The organism is Tanticharoenia sakaeratensis NBRC 103193, assembly GCF_000963885.1.
GTDB classification, from domain to species: domain Bacteria; phylum Pseudomonadota; class Alphaproteobacteria; order Acetobacterales; family Acetobacteraceae; genus Tanticharoenia; species Tanticharoenia sakaeratensis.
In genome coordinates this window covers 51,708-77,100 of the sequence record NZ_BALE01000021.1, presented here as the reverse complement: position 1 = coordinate 77,100, position 25,393 = coordinate 51,708, and the positions used below count along the sequence as shown (strand labels likewise).

At 64.2% G+C, this 25,393-nt stretch carries 24 protein-coding genes and 1 tRNA gene; 16 read left to right on the top strand and 9 right to left on the bottom strand.

Annotation, left to right across the window (positions count from 1 at the left end):
* Positions 1 to 19 precede the first annotated feature (19 nt).
* A tRNA-Glu gene (locus B8446_RS09020) sits at positions 20 to 95 on the top strand.
* A gap of 343 nt (positions 96 to 438) precedes the next feature.
* Here the strand turns inward: B8446_RS09020 and B8446_RS16470 are convergent.
* Complete coding sequence (locus tag B8446_RS16470; RefSeq protein ID WP_206742555.1) at positions 439 to 876, bottom strand: hypothetical protein; 438 nt, start codon at positions 874 to 876, stop codon at positions 439 to 441.
* A gap of 548 nt (positions 877 to 1,424) precedes the next feature.
* Between B8446_RS16470 and B8446_RS09010 the strand changes: the two genes are divergently transcribed.
* On the top strand, positions 1,425 to 2,708 hold the full coding sequence (locus B8446_RS09010) for an MFS transporter (RefSeq protein ID WP_048849022.1): 1,284 nt from the start codon (positions 1,425 to 1,427) through the stop codon (positions 2,706 to 2,708).
* Between the two features lie 367 nt (positions 2,709 to 3,075).
* Here B8446_RS09010 and B8446_RS09005 read toward each other — a convergent pair whose 3' ends face one another.
* From B8446_RS09005 to B8446_RS08985, 5 genes are read right to left on the bottom strand one after another with little or no spacing between them, the layout of a single operon-like run.
* Positions 3,076 to 4,050, bottom strand: a complete 975-nt coding sequence (locus B8446_RS09005) for an ABC transporter substrate-binding protein (protein ID WP_048849021.1) — start codon at positions 4,048 to 4,050, stop codon at positions 3,076 to 3,078.
* Positions 4,047 to 4,745, bottom strand: a complete 699-nt coding sequence (locus B8446_RS09000; RefSeq protein ID WP_048849020.1) for a GntR family transcriptional regulator — start codon at positions 4,743 to 4,745, stop codon at positions 4,047 to 4,049. The genes B8446_RS09005 and B8446_RS09000 overlap by 4 nt, the downstream gene beginning before the upstream one ends.
* The gene (locus tag B8446_RS08995; RefSeq protein WP_053053787.1) at positions 4,742 to 6,250 is read right to left on the bottom strand and encodes an aldehyde dehydrogenase family protein; all 1,509 of its coding nucleotides are present in this window, start codon (positions 6,248 to 6,250) and stop codon (positions 4,742 to 4,744) included. The genes B8446_RS09000 and B8446_RS08995 overlap by 4 nt, the downstream gene beginning before the upstream one ends.
* 17 nt (positions 6,251 to 6,267) lie before the next feature.
* The gene (locus tag B8446_RS16600) at positions 6,268 to 7,236 is read right to left on the bottom strand and encodes an ABC transporter substrate-binding protein (protein WP_053053785.1); all 969 of its coding nucleotides are present in this window, start codon (positions 7,234 to 7,236) and stop codon (positions 6,268 to 6,270) included.
* Positions 7,233 to 8,597 carry an LLM class flavin-dependent oxidoreductase gene (locus tag B8446_RS08985; RefSeq protein ID WP_048849019.1) on the bottom strand — a complete coding sequence of 455 codons (1,365 nt, stop codon included), beginning with the start codon at positions 8,595 to 8,597 and terminating at the stop codon, positions 7,233 to 7,235. Before B8446_RS08985 ends, B8446_RS16600 begins: the two co-directional genes overlap by 4 nt.
* A gap of 211 nt (positions 8,598 to 8,808) precedes the next feature.
* Between B8446_RS08985 and B8446_RS08980 the strand changes: the two genes are divergently transcribed.
* The 8 genes from B8446_RS08980 to B8446_RS08945 are packed head-to-tail and all read left to right on the top strand — an operon-like array spanning position 8,809 to position 15,515.
* Positions 8,809 to 9,546 carry an ABC transporter ATP-binding protein gene (locus B8446_RS08980; protein ID WP_048849044.1) on the top strand — a complete coding sequence of 246 codons (738 nt, stop codon included), beginning with the start codon at positions 8,809 to 8,811 and terminating at the stop codon, positions 9,544 to 9,546.
* Positions 9,543 to 10,307 carry an ABC transporter permease gene (locus tag B8446_RS08975; RefSeq protein WP_048849018.1) on the top strand — a complete coding sequence of 255 codons (765 nt, stop codon included), beginning with the start codon at positions 9,543 to 9,545 and terminating at the stop codon, positions 10,305 to 10,307. The genes B8446_RS08980 and B8446_RS08975 overlap by 4 nt, the downstream gene beginning before the upstream one ends.
* Positions 10,304 to 11,128: an alpha/beta fold hydrolase gene (locus B8446_RS08970; protein ID WP_048849017.1), complete on the top strand. Its 825-nt coding sequence runs from the start codon at positions 10,304 to 10,306 to the stop codon at positions 11,126 to 11,128. Before B8446_RS08975 ends, B8446_RS08970 begins: the two co-directional genes overlap by 4 nt.
* Positions 11,125 to 12,525 carry a metal-dependent hydrolase family protein gene (locus tag B8446_RS08965; RefSeq protein WP_084712217.1) on the top strand — a complete coding sequence of 467 codons (1,401 nt, stop codon included), beginning with the start codon at positions 11,125 to 11,127 and terminating at the stop codon, positions 12,523 to 12,525. Before B8446_RS08970 ends, B8446_RS08965 begins: the two co-directional genes overlap by 4 nt.
* Positions 12,522 to 13,805: a Rieske 2Fe-2S domain-containing protein gene (locus B8446_RS08960; RefSeq protein ID WP_048849016.1), complete on the top strand. Its 1,284-nt coding sequence runs from the start codon at positions 12,522 to 12,524 to the stop codon at positions 13,803 to 13,805. The genes B8446_RS08965 and B8446_RS08960 overlap by 4 nt, the downstream gene beginning before the upstream one ends.
* Positions 13,802 to 14,278: an aromatic-ring-hydroxylating dioxygenase subunit beta gene (locus tag B8446_RS08955; protein ID WP_048849015.1), complete on the top strand. Its 477-nt coding sequence runs from the start codon at positions 13,802 to 13,804 to the stop codon at positions 14,276 to 14,278. Before B8446_RS08960 ends, B8446_RS08955 begins: the two co-directional genes overlap by 4 nt.
* Complete coding sequence (locus tag B8446_RS08950) at positions 14,278 to 14,700, top strand: RidA family protein (protein WP_241767717.1); 423 nt, start codon at positions 14,278 to 14,280, stop codon at positions 14,698 to 14,700. Before B8446_RS08955 ends, B8446_RS08950 begins: the two co-directional genes overlap by 1 nt.
* Positions 14,697 to 15,515 (top strand): alpha/beta fold hydrolase, encoded by an 819-nt coding sequence (locus B8446_RS08945; RefSeq protein WP_048849014.1) that lies wholly within the window; start codon positions 14,697 to 14,699, stop codon positions 15,513 to 15,515. The genes B8446_RS08950 and B8446_RS08945 overlap by 4 nt, the downstream gene beginning before the upstream one ends.
* Before the next feature lie 20 nt (positions 15,516 to 15,535).
* On the opposite strand, the gene B8446_RS08940 is transcribed toward B8446_RS08945, so the two are convergent.
* On the bottom strand, positions 15,536 to 16,570 hold the full coding sequence (locus B8446_RS08940) for an alcohol dehydrogenase catalytic domain-containing protein (protein ID WP_048849041.1): 1,035 nt from the start codon (positions 16,568 to 16,570) through the stop codon (positions 15,536 to 15,538).
* Positions 16,571 to 16,674: 104 nt separating this feature from the next.
* Between B8446_RS08940 and B8446_RS08935 the strand changes: the two genes are divergently transcribed.
* Positions 16,675 to 17,973: an LLM class flavin-dependent oxidoreductase gene (locus tag B8446_RS08935; RefSeq protein WP_158507552.1), complete on the top strand. Its 1,299-nt coding sequence runs from the start codon at positions 16,675 to 16,677 to the stop codon at positions 17,971 to 17,973.
* A 553-nt stretch (positions 17,974 to 18,526) separates the two neighbouring features.
* On the opposite strand, the gene B8446_RS16055 is transcribed toward B8446_RS08935, so the two are convergent.
* The gene (locus B8446_RS16055) at positions 18,527 to 18,715 is read right to left on the bottom strand and encodes a hypothetical protein (protein WP_148505925.1); all 189 of its coding nucleotides are present in this window, start codon (positions 18,713 to 18,715) and stop codon (positions 18,527 to 18,529) included.
* Between the two features lie 16 nt (positions 18,716 to 18,731).
* On the bottom strand, positions 18,732 to 18,980 hold the full coding sequence (locus tag B8446_RS08930; protein WP_048849012.1) for a hypothetical protein: 249 nt from the start codon (positions 18,978 to 18,980) through the stop codon (positions 18,732 to 18,734).
* Positions 18,981 to 19,568: 588 nt separating this feature from the next.
* Here B8446_RS08930 and B8446_RS08925 point away from each other — a divergent pair.
* From B8446_RS08925 to B8446_RS08910, 5 genes are all read left to right on the top strand, one after another.
* Positions 19,569 to 20,180, top strand: coding sequence for a 2Fe-2S iron-sulfur cluster-binding protein (locus B8446_RS08925; RefSeq protein ID WP_241767716.1), 612 nt, complete (start codon positions 19,569 to 19,571; stop codon positions 20,178 to 20,180).
* Positions 20,177 to 21,148 carry an FAD binding domain-containing protein gene (locus B8446_RS08920; protein ID WP_048849010.1) on the top strand — a complete coding sequence of 324 codons (972 nt, stop codon included), beginning with the start codon at positions 20,177 to 20,179 and terminating at the stop codon, positions 21,146 to 21,148. The genes B8446_RS08925 and B8446_RS08920 overlap by 4 nt, the downstream gene beginning before the upstream one ends.
* A 5-nt stretch (positions 21,149 to 21,153) precedes the next feature.
* Positions 21,154 to 23,382 carry a xanthine dehydrogenase family protein molybdopterin-binding subunit gene (locus B8446_RS08915; protein WP_048849009.1) on the top strand — a complete coding sequence of 743 codons (2,229 nt, stop codon included), beginning with the start codon at positions 21,154 to 21,156 and terminating at the stop codon, positions 23,380 to 23,382.
* A gap of 19 nt (positions 23,383 to 23,401) precedes the next feature.
* Positions 23,402 to 23,551 (top strand): hypothetical protein, encoded by a 150-nt coding sequence (locus B8446_RS16240; protein WP_158507550.1) that lies wholly within the window; start codon positions 23,402 to 23,404, stop codon positions 23,549 to 23,551.
* A gap of 932 nt (positions 23,552 to 24,483) precedes the next feature.
* Positions 24,484 to 25,392: an ABC transporter substrate-binding protein gene (locus tag B8446_RS08910; RefSeq protein ID WP_158507548.1), complete on the top strand. Its 909-nt coding sequence runs from the start codon at positions 24,484 to 24,486 to the stop codon at positions 25,390 to 25,392.
* Position 25,393 lies beyond the last annotated feature (1 nt).

Below are 25,393 nucleotides of genomic sequence, written 5' to 3'. Positions count from 1 at the left end.
GCCCTGCCCCACGCCTTTAGTCCCGTTCGTCTAGAGGCCTAGGACACCGCCCTTTCACGGCGGCGACACGGGTTCGACTCCCGTACGGGACGCCATTGATAACGCTAGGTTTCCTAGGTTATCCACAAGGCAGATTGTGGTCCCAATGGACCACCGCAGCTCAAAAATCCTCAGCGCCAGTTTGCAAGTGAGACAGGTCGAACTTGCGACGGTTCTAGCGAAGACAAGAAAGTTGGCTGCCTTCGTCAATCAGCACCAACGGTCGATGCTAAGCCACGATGTAAGTGAGGCGATGCGGTATCGAACGCCACGTCACTGTTTCGACTGCAGGCGAGGTCTGCAAGCGTTTCATTTGGACAGCCAACTGCATCAGGGGCCGTCCCTCCGCCGCGACTTGCCGGTACGGCTTAAAATGGAAATCCGATGCACAACGCCCGATTATCGCGTGTTTTGCTGCGGTGCGGGCTGGACTGGCTGTGTCGTCTGCGTCGTTGTCGTCGTTTGATTGCCGCCGAACAGTTGCAGGGCCTGCATCGGGTTGACGTGGAATACGAGTGCCAGAATCACGACGATAACGATTCCGACGATCCCCAGCCTGGCCTTTGCGTTCCGCAAGGTCTGCATTCCGCCGCCCGATTGCGGATAACCGCTCTGGGTATTGTTTGACCGGGACACATTGTTGGGCTCGTCGACCATGAGGCTTCTCCTTTGTTGTGACTCTGCTGCATCCGCAGGCGTTGCGCGACGCAGGGCATGCGACAACGGCACAACGTCGCACCCCTGAACGGACCATCGAACGGTTCGGTTGCGTTCCGCATCCTTGCGGACGTGCCCCGTGCGTTCCCTGCCGGCCTGTACGGGCAGCAGCCAGCTCATCCGCATGATCGGTCGGGACGCGTGAGATGCCCGTGATCTCTGCCGTCCACATTTTCCTCCAAGTGCTCCCTGGAACATCCGGATATGCGCTCGCAGACACCTGAACGCAGAGAGCCTGAGCCGGCCGATCAGGATCGGATTGCCCCGCTGCACAAAGGCTGCCGTATCAACGTGGAGGCTGGATTTCGGACGGCGGAAAATTTCGTGGTCGGGCCGCTACGCGCATGGCACGTTTTTCCACCCGTAAAGAATCCTGCATGACGGCAGACGAAAGTTGGGGCAATTATTCCCCTTGCCTGTTCGCTAACCCGTCAGCGGTTACAGCGCGTCCTGTTCGTGCGCATCCATGCCCAGTTTCCATGGAGCACCACCGCCGGAACGCGGACACGGTTCACCTTTTCGAAACGGCCGCAAAACGCAGGGCCCCCGGCGCCCACATTCGTGGTCCAGGGTCGATCGTGGACGATCCGGAACAAATCGCCTTATAAACATCCGCTCCTTCAATAGCCTGGATCCGGTTTCAGGCCACATCCAGCGGATTGCGATCGATGTCGTCTTTTTCCGGAGCAGCGCCCGCGTCCGGCAGCCTGTCCTTGTCCCAGTTCCGCACTTTCGCCTTGGCCTCGCTCGGCGGGGCGCTGGAATTCTATGATTTCGTCATCTTCGCATTCCTTGCGAAGCTGATCGCGGCCCATTTCTTTCCGGCCAGTCAGGCGGAGTGGCTGCGTCAGGCCGAGGCGTTCGGCCTGTTCGGCGCGGGCTATCTGGCGCGCCCGCTCGGCGGTCTGGTCATGGCGCATTTCGGCGACGTCTCGGGGCGCAAGAAAGTCTTCACGTTCAGCGTGCTGCTCATGGCCGTGCCGACCCTGCTGATGGGCCTGCTTCCCGGCTACGAGATGCTCGGCGTGGGTGCGCCGCTGATCCTGCTGGCGCTGCGGATCATGCAGGGGGCGGCCATCGGCGGCGAGGCGCCGGGCGGCTGGGTGTTCGTCTCCGAACACGTGCCGCCGGGCCGCGCGGGTCTGGCAACGGGCCTGCTGACGGGGGGCCTGACGGGCGGCATCCTGCTCGGCTCGGTCGTAATTCTGGCCTTGCATGCGGCCTTGCCCCCGGATGTCGTGGCTGCCTGGGGCTGGCGCGTTCCGTTCATCCTCGGCGGCGTATTCGGGCTGGGCGCCATGGTGCTGCGGCGCTGGCTCGACGAGACGCCCGTCTTCCGGGAGATGCACGTCCGCGCCGAGACGGCGTCGTCCCTGCCCGCGAAAATCCTGCTGCGCGACCATCGCCGCGCCGTCCTGTGCTCTATGATGACGACTTGGACGCTGACGGCCGCCATCGTCGTCCTCGTCCTGATGATGCCGCCGCTGATGCAGACGCTGCATCATGTGTCTCCCTCGGAGACCATGCTTGCGAGCTTGGCGGCGACACTGTGCCTGACGCTTTCGGTCGTGGTCATCGGCGGGCTGACCGACCATCTGCCGCTGCGTCTGCTCGGTGTCCTCTGCGGGTTGGCTCTCGCCGTCGGCGCCTTCGGGCTTTATGGCCTGTCGCCGCTGTTTCCTCATACGCTGGTCTGGTGGGCCGCTCTCAGCGGGGTGTGCTGCGGGTTCGTGGCCCTGGTCCCGGCCGGAATGCTCCGCGCGTTTCCGGCGATGGTGCGGTTCTCGGGATTGTCACTGTCCTACAATGTCTCGTACGCGATTTTCGGCGGCCTGACGCCTGCGATCATTTCCGCGCTCACGCCGCAGACGCCGCTGGCGCCCGCCATCTATGTCACGGCGACCGCCCTGATCGGCGGCATCGCGCTCTGGTTCTCGCCCGCGCGGGATTGAGGACAGAACGACCGCGCCACGGAAAGCCGGGAGACACGGACGCGAAACACGAGCGCCAAAACACGGACACGACGACACCGACTGCCGACGCATAGAGGGCAGACCATTCGGCGCGGCCGTCCTCCGATGGCCGTCCCGGATCGCATCGTGATGGCACCCGTCGGAAAAGCCGTCCGGAACCGACACCGCATCGGCGAGACATGCACATCACACGACAGGCTCGTCCTGACGACCTGTCCTGAACGTTGCGGCATGGTCTGGGCAGTGGTGACGGCAAACGGGTTCGGGCGAAATGCTAGCGCGCGCTGTCGGATACGCGGTCAGCACACTAATCGGGGATCGAAAACGGAATTCCTGAAACCGGCTCTCAGGGTGCCTGATCCAGACCGATCGCATAGTGGTCGAGTGGCGGCAGGTCGTGCACGACCCCGGCATCCTGCAGGAATTTTTCAAAATTCCTGTAGCGGGCTTCGTCCAGGCGGGCTGGATGGCGCGCGAGGGCTGGCAGCGTCAGCGCATAGGCGCGACGGTTCAGGGTGTCGTCCAGATCGGGGTGATGCCGCAGCAGAAGCTGCCAGCTTTCGTCGGGATGGGCGGAGACATAGGCGGCCCCTTCCGACAGGGCCGCGACGAAGCGGCGGGTCAGATCCGTGCGCTCGCGGCCGCGACGGGTGACCACGATCAGATTGTCAAAGGGTGGCACACCGTAATCCTCGATGTTGAACCCGCGGGGTTGGACATGCTGCGCCTCGAGCGAAGGCGTCTCGAAATTGCGCAGCATGAGCTGCGCGTCGTCCTCGTTCGTGAGCAGAGCGGTTTCCAGCATCGCGCCGACATCCGTCAGCCGGACGTCGGTCAGAGACAGCCCGGCTGTCGAGAGCATGCGCTGCAGGATCGCCTTCATCTCGTCGGACGAGCGGACCTGCAGGCCGATGCGTCGGCCGCGCAGGTCGGCGATGGATGCGATGTCATGGCCGTGTCCGGTCAGGGTTTCCAGTGTCATGACCGGACCATCGATCAGGCTTGCGACACGAACTATGGGCAGACCGCGCTCGACCTGATGATAGAGCGAGATCTGATAGCCGATCGCGAAATCCGCGTCCCCCGCGGCCACGATCCGCACAGGCGTGTCGGGATCGGCGGGAGCGATCAGGTCGAGGTCGATGCCGCGTTTCCTGAACGCACCGATCTCGTCGGCCACGATCAGCGCGGCGTGGTCCGGATTGACGAACCAGTCCAGCACCACCGTGACATGATCCTGCGCACGGGCCGGCAGGGCCAGACATGCGATCAGAAGGCCTGCCAGCAGGCCCGTCGACCGAACTGGAAGGCGTCCCTTCACGAAAAGGCCGCCGCGCGCGCGTCCGCGTCTTCGGGCACGTGACCGGCATCGAGGACATGAGCCTGCATCGCCCGATAGGCGAGATCCGCCTGGCGGCGTTCGATCGCCCGCAGGATCGTCGCATGTTCCTGAAAAGACACCGCCATCGGCTGCGGCGATGCCATGCGCTGCGCCTGTGTATAGGGCAGCATGCGCCGACGCATCTGGCTGATCGTCTCGGCGAGGATCGTGTTGGCCGAGCCCGCGTGGATCAGGTTGTGGAATGTGGAATTGATGATGTCGAAGCCCGCGCGATTGCGGCGTGCGATGACATGCGCCATTTCCTCGTGCGTCTCGCGCAGCGTCCTGTGCGCATCGGCTGACATCCTCACTGCCGCGAGACGGGCGCTGGATGCCTCGAGATCGGCCAGGACCTCGAGCGTCTGCTCCATCGTTTCAGGCGCGAGCGACGCAACCAGCACGCCCTGACGCGCGCGGATCTCGACAGTGCCTGTGTGACTGAGCTGGCGCAGCGCCTCGCGGACCGGCGTTCTGGATACGCTGTAGCGGCCGGCGAGATCTTCCTCCTCGAGCCGCGCGCCCGGCGGGAAGACACCTTTGGCGATGTCGGCGAGCAGCCGGTCGCGGACCTGGGTGGCAAGTGTCGGGCGGGGGCTGCGTCGGCGCGGGGTCGCGGCTTCGGTGGTGTCAGTCATAGTTTCGCGACGATACCCTTCATCTCCGTATAATGCTCGAGGGCTGCGTGGCCCGCGGCCCTTCCCCAGCCGGACTGCTTGTAGCCGCCCATCGGAAAGGCCGGGTCGAAGAAATTGTGCGTGTTGATGCACACATTGCCCGCCTTGATCCGGCGCGCCATCAGATGCGCCGTCGACAGGTCGCGTGTCCAGACGCTGGCGTGCAGCCCGTAGGGCGTGTCGTTCGCAAGCCGCACCGCCATGTCCGCGTCCGAAAAACGCTGCACGCACAGGACCGGCCCGAAGATCTCCTCGCGCAGGAGGCGCGCGTGGGGTGCGACATCCGTCGCAATGGTCGGCGCGACGAAACAGCCGCCGGTACCAAGACGATGCCCCCCGGTGACATAGGCCGCGCCCTCCCGCGCGCCATCGTCGAGATGGGACAGGACGCGTCCGAGCTGGACGTCACTGACCAATGGGCCGAGCCTTGTTTCGGGATCGAGACCATGGCCGACCTTCAGTCCTTCCGCGATGCGGCGGATGCCATCCACCATGCGATCGTGAATTGCGTCATGGACGATCAGGCGCGAGCCCGCCGTGCAGATCTGGCCGCTGCTGAAGAAGATTGCACCGGCGACGCCCGCGATCGCCTGATCGAGATCGGCATCCGGCATGACGACCATCGGCGACTTGCCGCCGAGCTCGAGAAACACGCGTTTGAGATTGCCCGTCGCCGCCTGCACGATCGCCCGCCCGGTGACGGTCGAGCCCGTGAAGGACACCGCATCCACGCCATCGTGACCCGCCAGCGCCGCGCCGGCCGTTGCGCCGTATCCGGTCACGATGTTGACGACGCCGGGCGGGAAGCCCGCGCGCTCGATCAACGCGCCGAGACGCAGGGCCGTCAGCGACGTCTGCTCGGCAGGCTTGAGAACCACGGTGCATCCCGCGGCTAGTGCCGGCGCGATGCGCCAGATCGCGAGTTCCAGCGGGTAGTTCCATGGCACGATGACGCCGACCACGCCGACGGGCTCGCGCTCGGTATAGGCATGGAACGTGCCCGGCGGCAGAGAGACGGGGATCGTCTCGCCCTCGATCTTCGAGGCCCATCCGCTCATGTAATCGAGCATCGCAATCGAGCCCGGCAGGTCCACGATCTGGCATTCGAAAACGGGCCGCCCGGTGTCGAGCGCTTCGAGCTGCGCGAGCGGTCCGGCCTCGGCCTCGATCAGCTCCGCAAGACGCCGCAGAAGCCTGCCGCGCGCATGGCCGGGCATGGCGGGCCATGCGCCGGTCTCGAGTGCTGTGCGTGCCGCCGCGACCGCGTGGTCGATGTCGGGCGCGCCGGATGCCGGGATGGACGCGATGACCTGCCCGGTCGCGGGATCGACGACGGGAATGCGTTCGTCCGTCTCCGGCGCGCGCCAGACGCCGCCGATCAGGTTGGCATGCGTGCGCGCCAGATGTTCGCGCGCGGTCTCGTGCAGAACGGAGGACAGATCGATGGAGACTTGGTCAAACGTCACGATGGGGCTCCGGTCGGTCAGGCGGCGAGCGTGATGGCGAAATCGGCGAGCGGCCGGGACTGGCTGATGATGCCGTGCTTCAGGCAGAAATCCTGGAACGCGAGATAGCGCGCGCCATCCAGGGCTGCGGGATCGGCGGCGAGGCTTGCCAACGTGGTGTCCCAGGAGCGGGGCAAGGCTGGATTGTCCTGATCCGGATGAGCGGCACGCCATGTTGTCAGCACGCCCTGCGGGTCGGCGTGCAGGGCCGCCGTTGCCTCGCGCAGCGCCGCCAGAAAGGCCGGCAGGCGGGGATCGGCGGCGTTTCGCTTCGCCGCGATCAGGATCAGTTCGTCATAGGCCGGGACGCCGTGATCCTCGGGTGCGAACAGCAGCGGCGGCTTTCCCATGGTGTCGAGCTGCAGTGCCTCGACATTGCGGAATATCCCGATCGCCGCATCGACGCGTCCGCTGAGCAGTGCCTGCTGGGCCTGATAGTTGAGCTTGATGGCCTGGCAATCCGACAGCTGCACGCCTGCGGACGCCAGCATCGCGCGCATCAGATCTTCCTCGATCCCGGCTGACGGGAAGCCCACGATGCGACCCTTGAGATCGGCGAGGGTATGGATCGCGTCGCGATTGGTGACGTCGATCGTATTCATCGGCCGATCGATCAGCGATCCGATGCGCACCACCGGCAGTCCCTTTTCCACCAGCAGATTGATGTGCGTGCCGAGCGTCACGCCGAGATCGGCCTGCCCCGCGGCCACGAGGGCCGGCGGCGTCGACGGGTCGGCCGGCGCGATCAGCGTCACGTCCAGTCCGTGACGCGCAAATGCCCCGCTCTCCCGTGCGGCGAACAGGGCCGCGTGATTCACATTCTCGAGCCAGTCCAGCACCACGGTCAGCTTTTGCGCACGCGTTGCGGCCCGCACGGCCAGCGCCCCCAGCGCCGACGCACCGATCAACGCACAAGCGCCGGTCAGGACGGCCCGCCTGCCGATCACCGGCCATTCTCCGCCGCTGTCAGGGGGCGACCGTGCTCGACGCGCTCGGAGCGCGGCAGTCCGAGATGATCGCGCAATGTCTTTCCTTCATAACGTGTGCGGAACAGGCCACGCCGTTGCAGCTCGGGGATCACGAGATCCACGAAATCGCGCAGTCCGTCGGGATAGGTCGCCGGCATGAGATTGAAGCCATCCGCGGCACCGGCCTCGAAACGTCCCTGCAACTGATCGGCAATGGAACAGGCGTCGCCGCGGATGGCCCAATGGCCGTAACCGCCGGTCGCGACTTCGGTCGCAAGCTGCCGCAAGGTGAGATTCCGCGCCTTGGCGATCCCGATCATGGTGCGCAGATGGGTCGTGCCGCCTTCGGTCGTCAGATCGTCCGGCACGGGACCGTCAGGGTCGTATGATGAAAGATCGTGTCCGCCCATGCAGAATGTCAGCATCGACAGCGCCACGACCGGATCGGTCGCCTCGCTCAGCGCGCCGTGCTTGTCCTCGGCTTCCTGCATCGTGCGCCCGACGATCGTATAGACGCCGGGCATGATCTTGAGATGATCGGGGTTGCGGCCGAAAGCCGCCATCCTGCCCTTCACGTCGCGGTAAAAGGCCTGACCGCCCGCAAGATCGGGCTGTACGGCGTAGATCATCTCGGCGGTTTCGGCGGCCAGGGCGCGGCCGGGCTCCGATCCACCCGCCTGGATGAGCACGGGCCGCCCCTGCGGCGAGCGCGGAACGCATAATGGCCCACGCACATCGAAATGCGCGCCGTGATGATCGAGCACGCGCACCGTGTGAGGATCGAGAAACTGACCTGACGCGCGGTCCATGACGAAGCTGTCGTCGCTCCAGCCGTCCCAGAGAGCCTGCACCACATGGGCGAATTCGCGCGCACGTTCATAGCGTTGCGCATGAGGAACGACGGCATTGCCGAAATTCATGGCTTCGAGCGGATTGACGCCCGTCACCATGTTCCACCCGGCCCGCCCCCCGCTGAGCTGATCCAGCGAGAGAAAACGCCGGGCGACATAATAGGGCTGGTCGTATGTGGTGTTGCCCGTCGCCACCAGGCCGATCCGGTCGGTCGCCATGGCAATTGCCGGCATCAGCACCATCGGATCGAGGAACGTCGCACGATCGATGCGCGCCATGGCATCGGGCTTCATGTTCGGCAGGGCGGCGCCATCATAAAGAAACACCGCATCCATCAGGCCGCGTTCGGCAATGCGCGCGCAATCGATCCAGTAGGATACGTCGGTACCGTCATGCAGTGGCGCGCCGGGCAGCCGCCAGCTTGCGACATGATGACCGGTGCCGAACAGGAAGGCGCAGAGATGCATCTGCCGCGTGCGGGAAGACATGAACGCATCACCTCATGATCCGGACGTCGTGTATACGACCCCAATCGCAACCCGGGGAACCCGGTTCTGCATGGTGGCGTAAATGAGCGGAGTTTTCCAAGATAAAAATGTAAGCATCCGAAACGTTCTGACCTCAGAAAATGCTTGCGTGTCCGCATCGAGCGCGTAACGTGTATACATGGATCAAGCACTGGCTCCGGACCTGTCACGCATGGACGTCGCCTCTCCGGGGCTGGCGATCGACGGCCTCGGCCTGCGCCACGGCGCACGGGTCATTTTCCGGGACCTGTCGATGAGCATCGATGGCGGGACGTTCGTCGTGCTCCTCGGCGCGAGCGGCGTCGGCAAGAGCAGCCTGCTCAAGATCGTCGCCGGCCTGAGCCGCCCGAGCCAGGGCACCGTGCGGGCAACCGACGGAAAGCCGCTGGCCGGACGGATCGCCTACATGGGCCAGCAGGACCTGCTGTATCCATGGCTGAACGTGATCGAGAATGTCATGCTGGGTGCACGGTTGCGCGGCCAGCGCCGCGACCGCGATCGCGCATCGTACCTTCTGGGCCGCGTGGGGCTGGCGGAACGCGCACAGGCCCTGCCCTCGGAACTGTCGGGCGGCATGCGCCAACGCGCTGCGATCGCGCGCACGCTTTATGAAGACCGCCCGTTCGTCCTGATGGACGAGCCGTTTTCGGCACTCGACACGTTCACGCGCGCACAGGTCCAGGATCTGGCGGCGGAACTGCTGGTCGGGAAAACAGCCCTGCTCATCACGCATGATCCGCTCGAAGCCTGCCGGCTCGGCCATCACCTCGTCCTGCTGTCGGGCGCACCGGCAACACTCAGTGCACCGATCACGGTGCGCGGGACCACGCCGCGACCGGCGGACGATCCCGACCTGCTGCACACACAGGGGCATCTGATGCGCCTGCTGACCGAGGCGCATGAATCATGAGGGGCGCATCCGCCATCCTGCGTCCGCTGATCACGATCGCTGTGCTTGTCGGCATATGGGCGGCTGTTGCGCGCTATGCCGCGATCCCGGCCTATCTCCTGCCCTCGCCGGAGTCGGTCGCCACGGCCCTGTGGCACAACCGCCTGGTGCTGTTGCAGAACGCCGGCACGACGCTGGCGGAAACGCTGTCGGGGCTTGGGATCGGCACCGTGCTCGGCGCGCTCATCGCGCTCCTGATCGTGTTCTCTCCTGTTGCGGAACGCTGGCTGATGCCGCTCATCCTGTTAAGCCAGGCGGTTCCGGTCTTCGCGCTCGCCCCGCTGCTTGTGCTGTGGTTCGGCTTCGGCATGGCCTCGAAAGTCGTCATGTCGGTGCTCATCATCTTCTTCCCGATCACGGCGGCCTTTTCCGGCGGGTTGCGCCGGGTCGATCGCGGCTGGCTCGATCTTGCGCGCACGATGGGTGCGAGCCCGCTGTCGATGCTGCGGCATGTGCGGCTGATGGGTGCGTTGCCGGCTTTCGGCTCCGGGCTTCTGGTCGCTACCGCAATCGCGCCGATCGGGGCCGTGGTGGGCGAATGGGTCGGCGCATCGGCGGGACTGGGCTATGTCATGCTCAACGCCAACGCGCGGATCGAGACCGATCTCATGTTCGCGGCCCTGATCGTGCTCGCCGCCATGACGATGCTGCTATGGGCCCTTGTCGACTGGGTCCTGCATCGCATCCTGTTCTGGGCTCCCGACACGACGCGGTCGGCATGAGCACGTTCGAGACATTGTCGCTTGAGATCAACGGTCTTCAGGCCATAAGCCATGTCCGGCCCGGATCCGGCACGCCTCTCGTGCTGGTGCATGGCATCGGCCCCGGAACGGACGGGTTCGCCAATTTCGGCCCGATCCTCGACCGTCTGGCACCCGGACATCCCCTCTTCGTGCTCGATCTGATCGGGTTCGGCGCCTCATGGAACAATGCCGTTCCGGCACGGTTCGATGCCGACCTTTGGACGCGCCAGATCGAAGCGGTGCTCGACCGGATCAGACAGCCGGCGATCCTCCTCGGCAATTCCGTCGGCGGCGCATTGTCGATGCGGGTTGCGTGCCGCGCACGCACCCTGCATGGCGTCGTGGCGCTCGGCGCCCCGCTGGCAGGCGACGCACCGACAGCCGAGCTTGCCGCGTTCTGGCGCGCGCCGGCTGACAAAGCAGCCATGGCCGCGTGCATGGCGCCGATGGCGGCCACTATCTCGACGCCGGACCCGGCTATCGTGGCCCAGCGCTGGGCGGCTTTCGATCGCCCGGGCTATCCGGCCTGGTTCGCGGAAGCTCTGGCCGATCCCTCACGTGCCCTGCGCAGCGTGCGCCTGTCGCCGGCCGATGCGGCAAGCCTGTCACATCCGGCGCATGTCCTGCATGGCCGCGAGGACCGCGCCTGCCCGGCCAAACCGATCGCCCGACTTGCGGTCGATCATATGCCGAACGCGACACTCTGCGTGTTCGCCGGGTGCGGACACCACGTCATCATGACGCATGCCAACGAGACGCTGATGGCGGTGGACCGCCTCCTGAAAGGAATATCGGCATGAAGACCTTCATACGGTGCGGTCGCCTTTACGACAGCGCCACGGATGCCGTCCTGACCGACCAGACCTTGGTGCTCGAGGGCGAGCGGATCGTCCATGCCGGTCCCGCATCCGAAGGACCACAGCCCGAGCCCGGCGAGACGGTCGTGGATTATGGCCGTTATCTCGTGATGCCCGGCCTGAGCGACATGCATACGCACCTGTCCTACGGGCAGGCCCGCTCGGAAGAGGAAGTAGACCTTTACGGCTCGCTCGAATACCGGGCGATCCGCGCGGTCTCGGCAGGCCATCGGATGCTGCGGGCCGGCTACACTGCCCTGATGGACCCGGCCTGCGCGGGCCTGACGATCCCCGCCCTGCGCGATGCCGTGTTCACCGGCCTGATGGAAGGCCCCCGCATCACGGCAGCAGGACGCGCGATCACTTCGCGGCAGGGGCTCTACGACTATTTCCCGAGCTGGGTCGGCTGCCCACCGGTCTCCACCGGCGAACTCGTGACCTCCCTGCCGGAGGCGATCGAAACCATTCGCCGGCAGACGAAAGACGGCGTCGACGTCATCAAGCTTGCGATGGATGGCATCCAGGGCGGCAATTCCGGCGGTCTGTATGCCGCCTTCACCCAGGACGAGACGACCGCCATGGTGCGCGAGGCCAAGCGCATTGGCCGCCGCGTCGTCGTGCATGCGCGCGGGGCGGAAGGCGCGCTCTATGCCGCCCGGGCCGGCGTGGACATCATCTATCACGCGTCGCGGATCAGCGACGAGGCGATCCGGGCCGCCGCCGGCGAAGGATGCTCGATCTGCCCGTCGCTGCTGCTGCTGACGAACAACATCCAGTATGCCCGCCCCGATGATCCGTCCTACGACTGGTGGCCGAACGTCCAGCGCCGGGAGCTGACGGACGCGTCCGATGCCCTGCGAAGGGCCTATGATGCGAAGGTGCCGTTTCTCGTCGGCTCCGAGACCGGATTTGCCATAACACCCTATGGCGAGTGGTCCACGCGCGAACTCGTCCTGATGGCGCGTTTCCTCGACATCCCGGCGGAGAAGGTCATGCGCATGACGCTGCACGACAATCGCCGCCTCCTGCGCGGCGGGCGGGAGTTCGACGCCCTGTCCGCAGGCAAGTTCGCCGATTTCGTGGTGTTCGACGGCGATCCCTTCGCGCGGATCGAGGACATCGAGGACAAGCATCGCTTCATCGATGTCTGGAAAGGCGGCCGCAAGGTCACGCTGCCGCATCTCCCACCGGAAATGCCGCGCCATCCGAATGAGGATTCGCAAGGATACTGGAACCGCCTCTACAGCCGCGAGACCGTGGCCGGCGCGCCGTCCCTCAGCGCCGAGACCCTGCTCGAAGGCCTTCCGAAACGTAACCCCACCACGCGAGGTGCCGCATGAGCGCTACATTGAACGCCGAAGCGATCGACCGCTATCGTTTCCCAGCCGCCGACTGCAGCCGCATTCCCTACGGCATGTATCGCGACCCCGATATCTATGCCCTGGAGCAGGAACGGATCTTTCGCGGCCCCATCTGGAATTTCCTCGCGCTGGAAGACGAGATTCCGAACCCCGGAGACTTCCGACTGGTCGAGGTCGGCGATACGCCCGTCATCGTGGATCGTGCGCGCGACGGCAGCCTGCATGCCATGGTCAACCGGTGCAGCCATCGCGGCTCGATCGTGCAGCGCGCCACCCACGGCAATGCGAAGACGCATGTCTGCTGCTACCATCAATGGTCGTTCGACCTGACCGGCAATCTGGTCGGCGTGCCGTTCCAGAAGGGCGTCAAGGGTGTAGGCGGCCTGCCCGCAGATTTCGACAAATCGTGCCATGCCTTGCGCAAGCTCAGGGTCGAATCCCTCAACGGCGCGATTTTCGGCACGTTTTCCGACGACACCCCACCGTTGCGGGAGTATCTCGGCCCGGTCTTCACCCATCAGGTCGAGCGCCTGTTCAATCGGAAGCTGCGCATCCTCGGCTACCAGCGCCAGCGTATCTTCGGGAACTGGAAGCTCTATACGGACAATCTGCGCGACCCCAATCATGGCGGCCTGCTGCATATGTTCCAGATCACATTCGGCATCGCCCGGCTGAACGCAACCGGGGGCGCGAAACTCGATGCGGACGGGAAGCACAATCTGTCCTGGGCCGCGCAGGGCGGTCGCGCCGGAAATGCCGAAGATCCGGGCAAAGACTACGGCGATACCGGGCGCGGCGACATGAACATCAAGCTGCGCGATCCTTCCCTGCTGCGATACCACAAGGAATTTCCGGACGATCTGACACTCGCCGTGACCTCCCTGTTTGCCAACGCAGCCCTGCAGCAGATCGGCAACACGCTCGCCGTGCGTCAGATCCGCACGCGTTCCGCGGACGAATTCGAGATCGTCTCGACGTTTTTCGGTTACGAGGACGACGACGAGGCGATGCAGCGCCACCGTCTGCGCAAGGCCAATCTCGCAGGTCCCGCAGGCCTCGTCTCCATGGAGGACGGTGAGGCCGTCGAACTGGTGCACCGCGCGATCGTCCGGGATGGCCAGGATCATTCCGTCGTGGAATTCGGCGGTCGCGGCCCGGTGCGCGATCAGGAGAACCTTATCAGCGACGTGCCGATGCGGGGGTTCTGGATGTATTATTGCAAGCTGATGGGTATTCCCACGGGGGAGACAGCGTCGTGAGCACCATCACTCCGGAACTCTACGTCCGCGTTCAGTCTTTTTTCGAGGAATATGGACGCCTGCTCGACGAGGACAGGCTCGAGACATGGGTCGAGCTGTTCACCGAGGATGCTCGATATGAGATCGTCAGCCGCGAGAACCACGAGCAGGGCCTGCCGCTGTCCCTGATGCTGTGCGACAGCCGCGACATGTTGCATGATCGCATCTATTCCCTGCGCGAAGCCAATATCTACAACATCCATACTGACTGCCACGTCATCGGCACCGCGCGCATCCTGCACGAGAACGGCGTATTGTCGGCTGTCGCGCCCTATTCGCTGTTCCAGTCGACGCAGGAAGGCGAGACGCGGTTATTCAGCGTTGGACGATACCACCTCACATTCGCCGAAACGGGCGGCAGGCTTTCGATTTCGCGCCTGCGCGTCGTTACCGATACGGGCGCGATCCTCACATTGCTGGCGACACCGATCTGATGCCGGGTCCGTCCATGCTGATGGTGCCGGGTCTGGCGCCACCTGTTTCGCATTATGCCCATGCCGTGACAGGCGCGGGCCAGATCTTCGTCTCAGGACTTCTGGCGCTGGACGAACAGGGTGCGCTGGTCGGACGCGATGACGCGGGTGCACAGGCCGCCTTCATCTTCGCGACGTTGGCGAAAATCCTCGAACAGGCCGGCGCGCGTCTCGAAGACGTCGTGAAGCTGTCCCTGTTCGTGACCGACCTTGCGGATCGCGGGGCGATCGATGCCGCGCGCCGACAGGCGTTCGGCACATGGAAACCGGCAAGCACGCTGGTTGCGGTCGCAGGACTGATCGGCGACGGAACGCTCGTCGAGATTGACGCCATCGCCTGCCTGCCCGCGCAGACCGATACGAGACAGGAGCCCAAATCATGACCAGCATTCAATATCCTCTGGCCGTGGGCCCGTTTCAGACACGCGTGATCGAGGCCGGCAGCGGGCCGGTCGTCGTGTTCCTCCATGGTCTGGGCGCGCGCGCCGATCGCTGGCGCGCGACTGTCGAGCGGATCGCGAGCCAGGGACGGCGCGCGATCGCATTCGACCTTCCGGGTCATGGCCTGGCAAGCCGGAACGCGGACAATCCGGCAACCGTGCCGGAGATCGCGCAGTTCGTCCTCCAGACGCTGGACACGCTCGGCGTGACGCGCGCGGTTCTGGTCGGAACGTCTCTGGGTGCGCACATCGCCGCGTTCGCCGCGACACTGGCGCCCGAGCGCGTGCCCGGTCTGTGCCTCGTCGGTGCCTTGGGCATCGTGCCGATCGAACAGATTGTCGCCGAGACGATTGCACGCAATGTGTGCGCCCAGGACCGCGCCCTGTTCGCCGGCAAGCTCCGCTTCGTACTGCACGATCCGGACAGTGTCACGGAGGCCATGATCGAGGAGGAGTGGCGCTGCAACACCCTGCCCGGCACGGTCGAGGGATTTGCCCGGATCGGGGATTATCTGGTCAACGGGATTGCCGCCGATTACGTCGCCGAGCGGATCCGCGCACAGTTCAGCCCGGCCGACCTTCTCGTCATCTGGGGAGCGGAAGACAAGGCTGTTCCGCTGTCCGTCGGGCACGCCTGTGAGGCGGCACTGGGCAATCCCGAATTCGTTGTCATCGAAAATTCCAACCACGTGCCGTATGGCGAGCAGCCGGGCGCATTTGATGCCGCTCTCCTGCCATTCCTGGCGCGGCTCGAATGAACCGCGCCGCCGATTGCGCCTTACGGCAGCAGGGCAACGCGGCCATGCACATGTCCGCGCTCCGTCAGCGCAAGCCCCTCTTCGAAGGCATCGAGCGGCAGGCGCTGTGCGATCGGCGAGCGCAGCAGGCCGCGCGCATACAGCGCCACTGCGTCGTGAAGATCCTGCAGGGTCGAACCGACGGAGCCCATGACGGCGATTTCCCGCACGATCAGCGCAACCGGATGCACGACATAGTCGTCGCCGGTATAGCCGATCAGGACCAGACGCCCGCGTCGCCGCAACACCTCGGTTGCGATCCGCATCGTCGCCTCCCGCCCGACCAGCTCGAAGGCCGCATCGACACCCTCCCCCGTGATTTCCGTCACACGGGCAAGGACATTTTCAGACGCGGCGTCGATGACCGCCTCGGCACCCAGTTCGGTTGCAAGTGCCAGGCTCTGCGCCCCGAGGCCGACGGCAATGACGCGGGCGCCCGCCGCGCGCGCCACCTGAACGATCGCAAGTCCGACCCCGCCGGCGCCATTGACCAGAACCCAGTCACCGGTCCTGATCCGGGCCAGACCGCAGGCATGAACCGCCGTCGATCCGGCACATCCCAGAGGGGCCGCCTCGGCCAGATCGGCGGCAGCGGGAAGCGTCACCGCATTGGCGGCCGGCACAACGATGTATTCGGCATAACCGCCATCTGCCGAAAAACCCGGCTGTGCTACGGGCGTCGGGCAGAGCTGCGTCTCCCCGCTCCGGCAATATCGGCAATGACCGCATCCCTGATAATAATAAACGACGGCTTTTTCCCCGAGCCGATCCTGCGAAACGCCCTCTCCTGCCTGGTCCACGATGCCCGCGATTTCGTGTCCGACGGTGAAATCGCGCGCGCCCAGATCGAGGCCGCCGTCACGCAGGTGCAGTTCGGTTCGACAGATGCCACACGCGCCGATCCGGATCCGCACTTCGCCAGGTCCGGCCTGCGGAATGGAGACGGCCTTCAGGACGAACGGCGCTCGCGGCTCCAGAAGGCGGACGGCGCGCATGGTGCCGGCGTTGGTCATCATGGTTTTCTCCAACAGCGAACCAGCGACATGCCGGCGCATACCGCGCAATCATGTCAGGATCGAACCGTTCTGGGAATTCGTCTTATCCAGTCAGGAGGTTGAACGTGAACAGGAAAATGCATCTTGGTCTCTTCGTGCTCAACACGGGGCATCATGTCTCCGCCTGGCGCGATCCCGATACCGCCGTCGAACCAGCTACGACGCTCCGGTCACTGACGCACACCGCACGCGTTGCGGAGCGTGGTCTTTTCGACACGGTGTTTTTTGCGGAGTCTGCCGGTCTTCCGGATCTCGACTTCGAGACGATGTCGAAAAGCGGGCGCGGCGTCTTCATTGAGGAGCCTCTGACATCGGCTGCAGCGGTCGCGGCCGTGACGAGCCGGATCGGCATCGTGGTCACACAGAACACGACCTACGATCATCCCTATCACGTCGCACGACGCGTGCTCTCCCTCGACCATCTTTCCGGCGGACGCGTCGGCTGTAATCTCGTGACGGGCGTCTCCGACGTGGAAGCACGCAATTTCGGTTTTGATGGCATCCCCGATCACGCCTGGCGCTATCGCAAGGCGGAGGAATTCTGCGACGTGGTCATGCGTCTGTGGCGCAGCTGGCCAGAAGGATCGGTGCGACCCGACAAGGCAACGGGACGCCTCTTCGATCCCGATAAGGCATGCGCGCTCGATCATCGGGGCGAATTCTTCAAGGTCATGGGGCCAATGAACCTGCCGCCGTCGCCACAGGGTGCACCGGTTCTGGTGCAGGCCGGCGGATCGCCCGCAGGCCGCGCTCTCGCGGCGCGCTATGCGGAAATGATCTATACGGTTCAGAACGACCTCGATGCGGCCTGTGCATTTTACCGAGACGTAAAGGCGCGGGTCACGGGCTTCGGACGTGACCCGGCATCTCTCAAGGTCATGCCGGGTCTGTCCCCGGTCATCGGACGCACGCGCGCCGAGGCGCAGGAGCGCGACGTGCAACTGAAAGCGCTGACCGACCCGGCCCTGGGGCTCGGCTTCCTGCAGAACTGGATCGGCAACGACGTCGATCTTGCCTCCTTCGATCTCGATCAGCCCCTGCCGCAGACGCTGCAGACCCGCTTCGGGACCGCATCGCTCCAGGTGCTTCTGGAAGCGAGCCGCACCATGACCTTGCGTGAACTGGCGCAATATGCGGCAGGCGGAAGAGGCCATCTGAGAGTCGTCGGAACCGCGGTCGACGTGGCCGACGAAATGGAAGCCCGGTTCCGCGCAGGAGCCGCAGACGGGTTCAACATCATGCCCGCCACGATCCCCGGCGGGATCGAGGATTTCGTGGATCAGGTCGTGCCGCTTCTGCAGGCGCGCGGGCTGTTTCGCACGGCTTATGAAGGATCGACCCTGCGCGGCCATCTTGTCGACTGACGGGAGCATGTTCAAGGGAGCGATGTGTCTGCCGGTTGCCCAGGCCTGCGGGTTCCGCCAGCTTTATATGGGAAGCCGTGCTGACGCAGCACGGGGGCAGATGGCTGCATTCCCGCAAGCCTCAAATTATTTCCGTTGATTATCAGACACAGGCGATGGGCACTGCGTTTGAAATGAAGCAGTGCCTGCCCGATCTTCGTGTGTGGAAGCTGCAGCTTCCATACAGGCATGTTGCACTCGTCGTCACGAAAGTATGAAACGCGCCGCAAGCCCTTCTCCGGATACCGATCGAATTCCCGTATGGACACTACGGATCTGGAGGAATGCCAATATAACTTTGCCACACGACCCTGACTGCCTTTGTGACATGTCAGGCTTTCTGACTATTCCTTCTCAGTACTTTATGATCTGCCTTTAGGCGATCTTTCCGGGTCCTCTTATGGCAAGGTCGAATACAATCTTCCGACCAGAAGCCCGATTCCTCCTGCAACAGCGACATCACTCGGTGGCTGAGGTCGCTGGGCAGTCCAGAACTGCCCAGTCTGGCGTCTCGTTACGCTGCCATGTGCCACTGCATCATGGACGGCAGGTTCGGCACGATCAGCTCGGCCTGGGGCGAGACATGCTGCGTATGGTCTTCCGCGGGCGTCGTCGATGACTGACGGCCGGAGAACAGGTACGCAATAAGCAGCATCGCGACCGCAAGGATCGTAACCCCTGCGATCATATGTCCTCTACGCATGGTGAACTCCCACCGCTCAGTCGGCTACGGGCCCTTCGTCATCATCGTCCGGCTCCGGCGGCTCAACCGGCTCGTCGACATCCGGATAATCCAGCGGATCGACCTCCTCGCCATCCGGCTCCATCACTGGCGGCGGCACTTCAATCGGCGCTGGAGGCGGTGGCGGCTCGGTCGGCGGATCGGGGGGGGCAGGCGGATGTCCGGGCAGGTCAGGCTCATGATCATCTGCCGAAGCGCGATGCTGTGTGAAGCGGGCGTCTTCCATGGTTCGCCTCCATTTCCTGACCCGAGATAATGCGCGGTGACGAACCAGGTTCCTCATCCGCGGCACCTCGTTTGGACAAATCAAAACGTGTCAGCGGGTGAGAATTTGATCGTCCTGTCCGACATCAGCAGGCACACCGTGACCGCCGAGCAGAACATGGTCGGACACGCGTTCGTGTGCGGCTTTCCGTAACCCGGCCCGGGAGATTACAGGAGGGCCATTTCCGCATTGTGCCGATCAAACGCGCTCCTGAACGGATCGTGAGCCCGATGGCCCGTCCCGATGGTCGGCATCTGGAATTCGGCGCGCCCTGTCTGGACGGCTGAAAGCAGGGATCCGGCCCGGAGCGGACATCGTCCCTCTCGATCGCATGACGATCCGCATCCGCCACAAGACGACAGAAGCCGCCAAACACAAGGCGGAGGACGCCGTCAGAACCGCGAAATGTCTGACCGGACGCTAGTACACATGCGCGTTATTCGTGTCCTTGTCCTAGCGAGTGGTGTCAGCGGCCGTTAGGGTCGAACGATGTCGGACAGCATTCCATCAACACGCCATTCCGGGCCGGCTTTTGGCCGGCGACGCCTCATGCAGGGCTCCGCCCTCGCCGCGGCCGTCGCGCAGACAGGCCTCGTGCAGGCGGCACCCCCTGATCCTGACGCCGCGCGGGACGCCCTGACGGGCAGTTTTTCCATCGTTATCAACAGTGCCCCACACCAGATGACGGTTGATACGCGTGTGACGCTGCTGGACCTGCTCCGGGAGCGCCTGATGCTCACAGGCACCAAGAAGGGGTGTGACCATGGCCAATGCGGAGCCTGCACCGTGCTGGTCAACGGGCGTCGCGTGCTGTCCTGTCTCAGCCTTGCGGTCATGCACGACGGCGATCACGTCACGACAGTCGAAGGGCTGGCCGAGGGCCACGGGCCGGACGCCAAGTTGCATCCGATGCAGGCAGCCTTTCTGGAACACGATGGCTTCCAATGCGGATACTGCACGCCGGGACAGATCTGCTCGGCGGTCGGGATGCTGGACGAGTGGCGAAACGGCGCACCGAGCCTCGTGACAGACGATCTGTCGGCCCATCCGGAACTGTCCCCGGCCGAGCTTCATGAACGGATGTCAGGCAACATCTGCAGGTGCAGTGCCTATCCGAACATTGCCGAAGCGATCCTGGCCGTATCGCGGGAGGGGGCATGAAGTCCTTTTCCTACATGCGGGCGCGGGACGTCACCGAGGCGACGCGTGCGGCGCAGCGCCCGGGCTCCAAGGTGATCGCCGGGGGCACGAACCTGCTCGACCTTGCGAAACTTTCGATCGAAAGGCCCTCCGCCCTGATCGACGTCAATCGCATTCCGGGCCTGAAAGAGATCCGCAGGCTGCCTGATGGCGGTGTCCGGATCGGGGCGCTCGTCACCAATGCCGACCTCGCGGCGCATCCGCTGATCCGGGAGCATTATCCGTTGCTGTCCCGCGCGATTCTGGCTGGGGCATCCGGCCAGATCCGCAACATGGCGACGACGGGCGGAAATCTCCTGCAGCGGACACGATGCGTCCAGTTCTACGATACGTCCGATCGCTGCAACAAGCGCGCGCCCGGGAGCGGGTGTGGTGCGCTTGATGGTGCGAACCGGATGAACGCCATCGTCGGCGGCAGCGCGTCCTGCATTGCCGTGCATCCGTCGGACATGGCGGTCGCAATGCGGATCCTCGATGCGGTCGTCGAGACCACAGACGCACACGGTGCGCATCGCCGCATACCGATCGACGATTTCTACGTGCTGCCCGATGCGGCGCCGCAACATGAAACCGTACTGACGCCGGGGGAGATGATCACCGGCGTTTCGCTGCCCGCGCCGCCACAGGGCATGCAGAGCTATCGCAAGGTGCGCGATCGGGCGAGCTATGCGTTCGCGCTCGTATCGGTCGGCGCGATCGCGGCTGTCGAGGAAGGACATTTCACACGCGTGCGCTTTGCGTTCGGGGGGATTGCGCCCAAGCCGTGGCGCATCGAGGCCGCCGAGGCAGCGCTGCGTGGAAAGCCGCGCAATGCGCAAGCAATCTCGACCGCGTGCGATATCGCTCTCGCCGGCGCCGCGGGGCATGGCGACAACGATTTCAAGATCGCGCTCGCCCATCGCACCCTGATCGCCGTTCTGGGAGCCTGACCGCCATGCCGCAAGCACCAGACGCGCTCCTGCCCGCACCGGAACTCAGCGCGCCGATCGGGCCCGGCAACGTCCGTCGTGAAGGCCATTCGAAGGTCACGGGGAATGCCCTCTATTCCGTCGAATATCAGCCTGACCAGATCGGTGCGACCGAACCGATCCTGTATGGGGCTGCCGTTCTGTCGACCATCGCGCGCGGCCGCATCGCCGCCATCGATACGAAGAACGCGCAGGCCATGCCCGGCGTCCGGCTCGTCCTGACGGCTGACAACGTTCCAAGACAGTCGCCTTGGGGGCCATTGAACGCGCCTGTCCGTTTCGCGCGCAGCCAGCCGGTCTTTTTTGACCGCACCGTGCGTTACTTCGGCGAACCCGTGGCATTTGTCGTGGCGGATACATTCGAAAACGCCACGGCGGCAGCGGATCTTGTCTCGGTACGCTATGAGCCTCTCGATGCCAGTATCGTCCTGAAAGAGAGCGGCGGCATCAATCCCGCTCCATTGCATGGCGGCAAATCGGCTGACAGCCGGACCGGCAATTTCGATGAGGCCTTCGCGCAGTCGCCGCATCAGATCGACGTCCGTTACGATACGCCGTATCAGAATCACGCGGCGATGGAGCTTCAGGGCAGCCTTGCGCATTGGAAGGACGGCAAGCTCACCGTCTATGCACCGGCCCAGATCCCTGATGCGATGCAGGAGGGTCTCGCGGCGACTTTCGGCCTGCCGAAAGACCGGGTCCGCGTGGTCGCCCGCCTGATCGGCGGCGGATTTGGCGGGAAGCTGCCTTACTTTTCGGATTCGGTCGCGTGTGCGATCGCCAGCCGGATCCTGAAGCAGCCGGTCAAGTTCTCGTTCACGCGGCAGCAGATGTTCACCGCGACCACCCATCGTCCCGCCGTTCTGCATCATGTGCGCATCGGGGTCGGCGCAGATGGGCATATCCATGCCCTGGCGCATGACGTCGTGTCGCAGACGGCATCGTTCGACAATTATCTCGATGGGGACACGATGGGTGCGAAGGGCCTTTATCGTGCGGATGCCATCCAAACCACGCAGCGCATTGCACGCCTCGACCTGCCGCGGTCTGATTCCATGCGTTCGCCGGGGGACGCGTCGGGCACGCTTGCCCTGGAAAGTGGGATCGATGAAGCCGCGCGGCTCTGCGGGCTTGATCCAGTCGAGTTTCGTCTGAGGAACGATACTCAGATCAATCCGAGCACGGGTCAGCCCTTCAGCAGCCGCCATCTTGCGGAATGTCTGCGGCAGGGCGCAGAGAAGTTCGGCTGGTCGACCCGCAGGAAGCGGCGTGAAGGCGAGTGGCTGATCGGATACGGGGTTGCCGCTGCGATGCGCGACAACATGCTGCGGCCATCGAGCGCGGAGGTCACACTGGCTCCTGACGGCGTCCTCGTGGCGCGGCTGGCGATGACCGATCCCGGCACCGGCAGCATTACGGTCCTGTCGCAGATCGCATCCGAGGCGATGGGGATTCCACTCGATCGCGTCACGGTCTTGATCGGTGATACCGATTTTCCACCGACTGCCGGTTCGGGTGGGTCATTCGGTGCGGAAAGCGCCGGTTCAGCCCTTTATGAAGCGTGCGTAGCACTTCGGGGGGCGTTGCAGTCCAAAGCCGAGGTTGCGGCCGGAACGCATTTGCACTTTGCCGATGGCGCGCTGATCGCAGGTGATCGCCGTTATCCGCTTGGCCGCCTCGTGGGCGCAGCGGGGCTGACGGTACAGGGCCATACGGCGCCCGGCATGGAAGCCAAGCGCTATGCCGAAGCGACGTTCGGCGCCCATTTCGTCGAAGTCGCGGTCAATGCCGTAACGGGAGAGATGCGTTGTCGCAGGATGCTGGGCGCGTTTGCCGCCGGGCGCATCCTGAACGCGCGCACGGCACGATCACAGGCGTTGGGTGGCATGATCTGGGGCCTGTCTTCGGCCCTGATCGAGGGCAATGTCGTCGATCCACGCGGTCAGTTCGTCATGCGTGATCTTGCAAATTATCATGTACCGATCATGGCCGATGTCGGCGCAATCGACGTCATGCTGCTGCCGGAAATCGAACCTGTCGCCAATCCGATCGGCATCAAGGGGATCGGGGAAGTCGGGATCAACGGCGCCGGCGCAGCCATCGCGAATGCGATTTTCGACGCTTGCGGCGTGCGGGTGCGCAGCTTTCCGATAACACTGGACAAGTTGTTGCCAGGATTGCCAACTCTCACATGAGAGCTGCCGGGAGATTCCCATGACGAAGATAACCCGTATCGCATCTGCCATCGCGCTCCTGATGCTCGCCGCGTGCAGCGCCCCCGCCGACAGGACGATCGCCGATCATGGCACGCGCGAGCCCAATCCGAACGGCCCGACGCCACCCCCTGCCGTGCGGGTGCCGTAAGGCCGGTCAGTCTCCAAAATTCAACGCTCCCGACCGCAGCATGGCATTGCAGAGATCGTTGGCCGCGAATACTTCCGGCCTGACAAAAGCGCTCCCGGGACGATCCTGCGCCGGACTAACGGGTTACTTTTGTCACCGGTGGAAGATTGAATTGGCACAGGCCTAGACAAGACAGGCGACCCTCAGGACAAGGGGCACCAGCCTTGCGGATATGAAGGGCATGGAGGCCTCCGGCCACATGAGAAGCCACGCGGGTGCAAACGCGTAAGGGCGCCTTCGATTTCAGCTCGAACAGGCAGGTACTGCAGGACGGTTCATATCGAGATGAAGCGCCGGCCTGAGCTGTCAGCGCGGGACTTCGCTCAGACTTTCATAACGTGTCGGCAAGAGTCTCGAACAGGCTTTCCGCCAGAGCCGCACCATTGCAACATGCCGACTCGTGTCGTTCGGCCGATATGACATGCATGGCCTCCAACGACGCGATGACTTCCGACATATTATCAGGAATAAAAGGAAAAGACAGCGTCATCCTTTTGTCTGCTGTCATCTGAGAGGATTTCGGAAAAGGTGTCTGCTCGGGTTCCGGCGAGCGCCTCGACGGCATGCGGTGTCAGCTGTCGCTATCATTGCCCCCGATACGAAGACGCAATCGGGAAAAGGCCTTTTGTCAGACCCATATGGCCGTGAACGCGACGATGCTCTCCGGCATGACACATCAAAGTTTCTCTTCCCGGAACGATCTGCTTGCAAGGCCGGAATAATGCAATGATATTGAGCAGATGTTGCGCCGCTCACGTTCCAGCATGATCACTCCGGTCATAGACCGGCGCACCACCCTGACTGGACTTGCAGCAGCGTCGCTTGCAGGATGCAAACCAAGGAGCCAAGGCCGACTTCATAGGCTCCGCCTTCAGTTCGGCTGGGTGCCGAATGTGGAGTATGCAGGCGAATGGGTCGCGTTCGATCAGCACCTTTTCGAACGGCAGGGCGTTTTGGTCGAATGGTTCCCAGGGGGGCCGAACGCGCTTGCCACGTCGATCATGCTGGCCGCGGGCGAGGCGGAACTGGGGTATGTCAGCTGGCTGCCGTTTCTCGAAGCCGTGGCGCGCGGCAATGATCAGATGCTCATAGCCGCTGTGTTTCCACGCAATGCGCTCGGCATCATTTCGCTTGCGCGACATCCCGTCACCCGGGCATCGGATCTTCTCGATGCGCGCATCCTGACACCCGGGCCGCCCGAGGCGATCGCCGTCAATGCCACCCTCGCGATGGCAGGCCTGCCTCAACGCTGGACGCAGCTTGCGGCCGGGTTTTCGCCCCAGCCTCTGCTGGACGGCGATGGTGATGCCTATATCGGCTTCGATACGAACCAGACTCTCATCCTCGAACGGCAGGGCCTGGTCAAGAACCGGGATTTCTTCTTCTCGGCGTTCGACGATATCGGTTTCCGTAGCTACGCCGCGCTGCTGGCGACCACCCGGGAGATGCTCGTCCACAGGCGCCAGGATCTGATCGCATACCTGCGCGGTCTCATGACCGGCTGGGCCCTGAACGCACGCCAACCGACGCTCGCGCCGCGTCTGGCTGTGGAACGATACGGTGCCGATCTCGGCCTCGACCCGGCCCAGCAGCTCGGCCAGAATCTCATGCAGATTCCACTCACGCGCTATCCCGACCACCCGGGTCGCCCGCGGCTGGCGCTTGACCGGGCACTGATGGAAGGGCCGATGTATGCAGGCGCGCGCGCTGCAGGCCACAAGGCCCTTCCTCCGGTTGACCGACTTGCCGATTTCTCGATCGTTTATGAGGCCGCCGCCGGGCTGCCACGGGAGTATCTCTGAT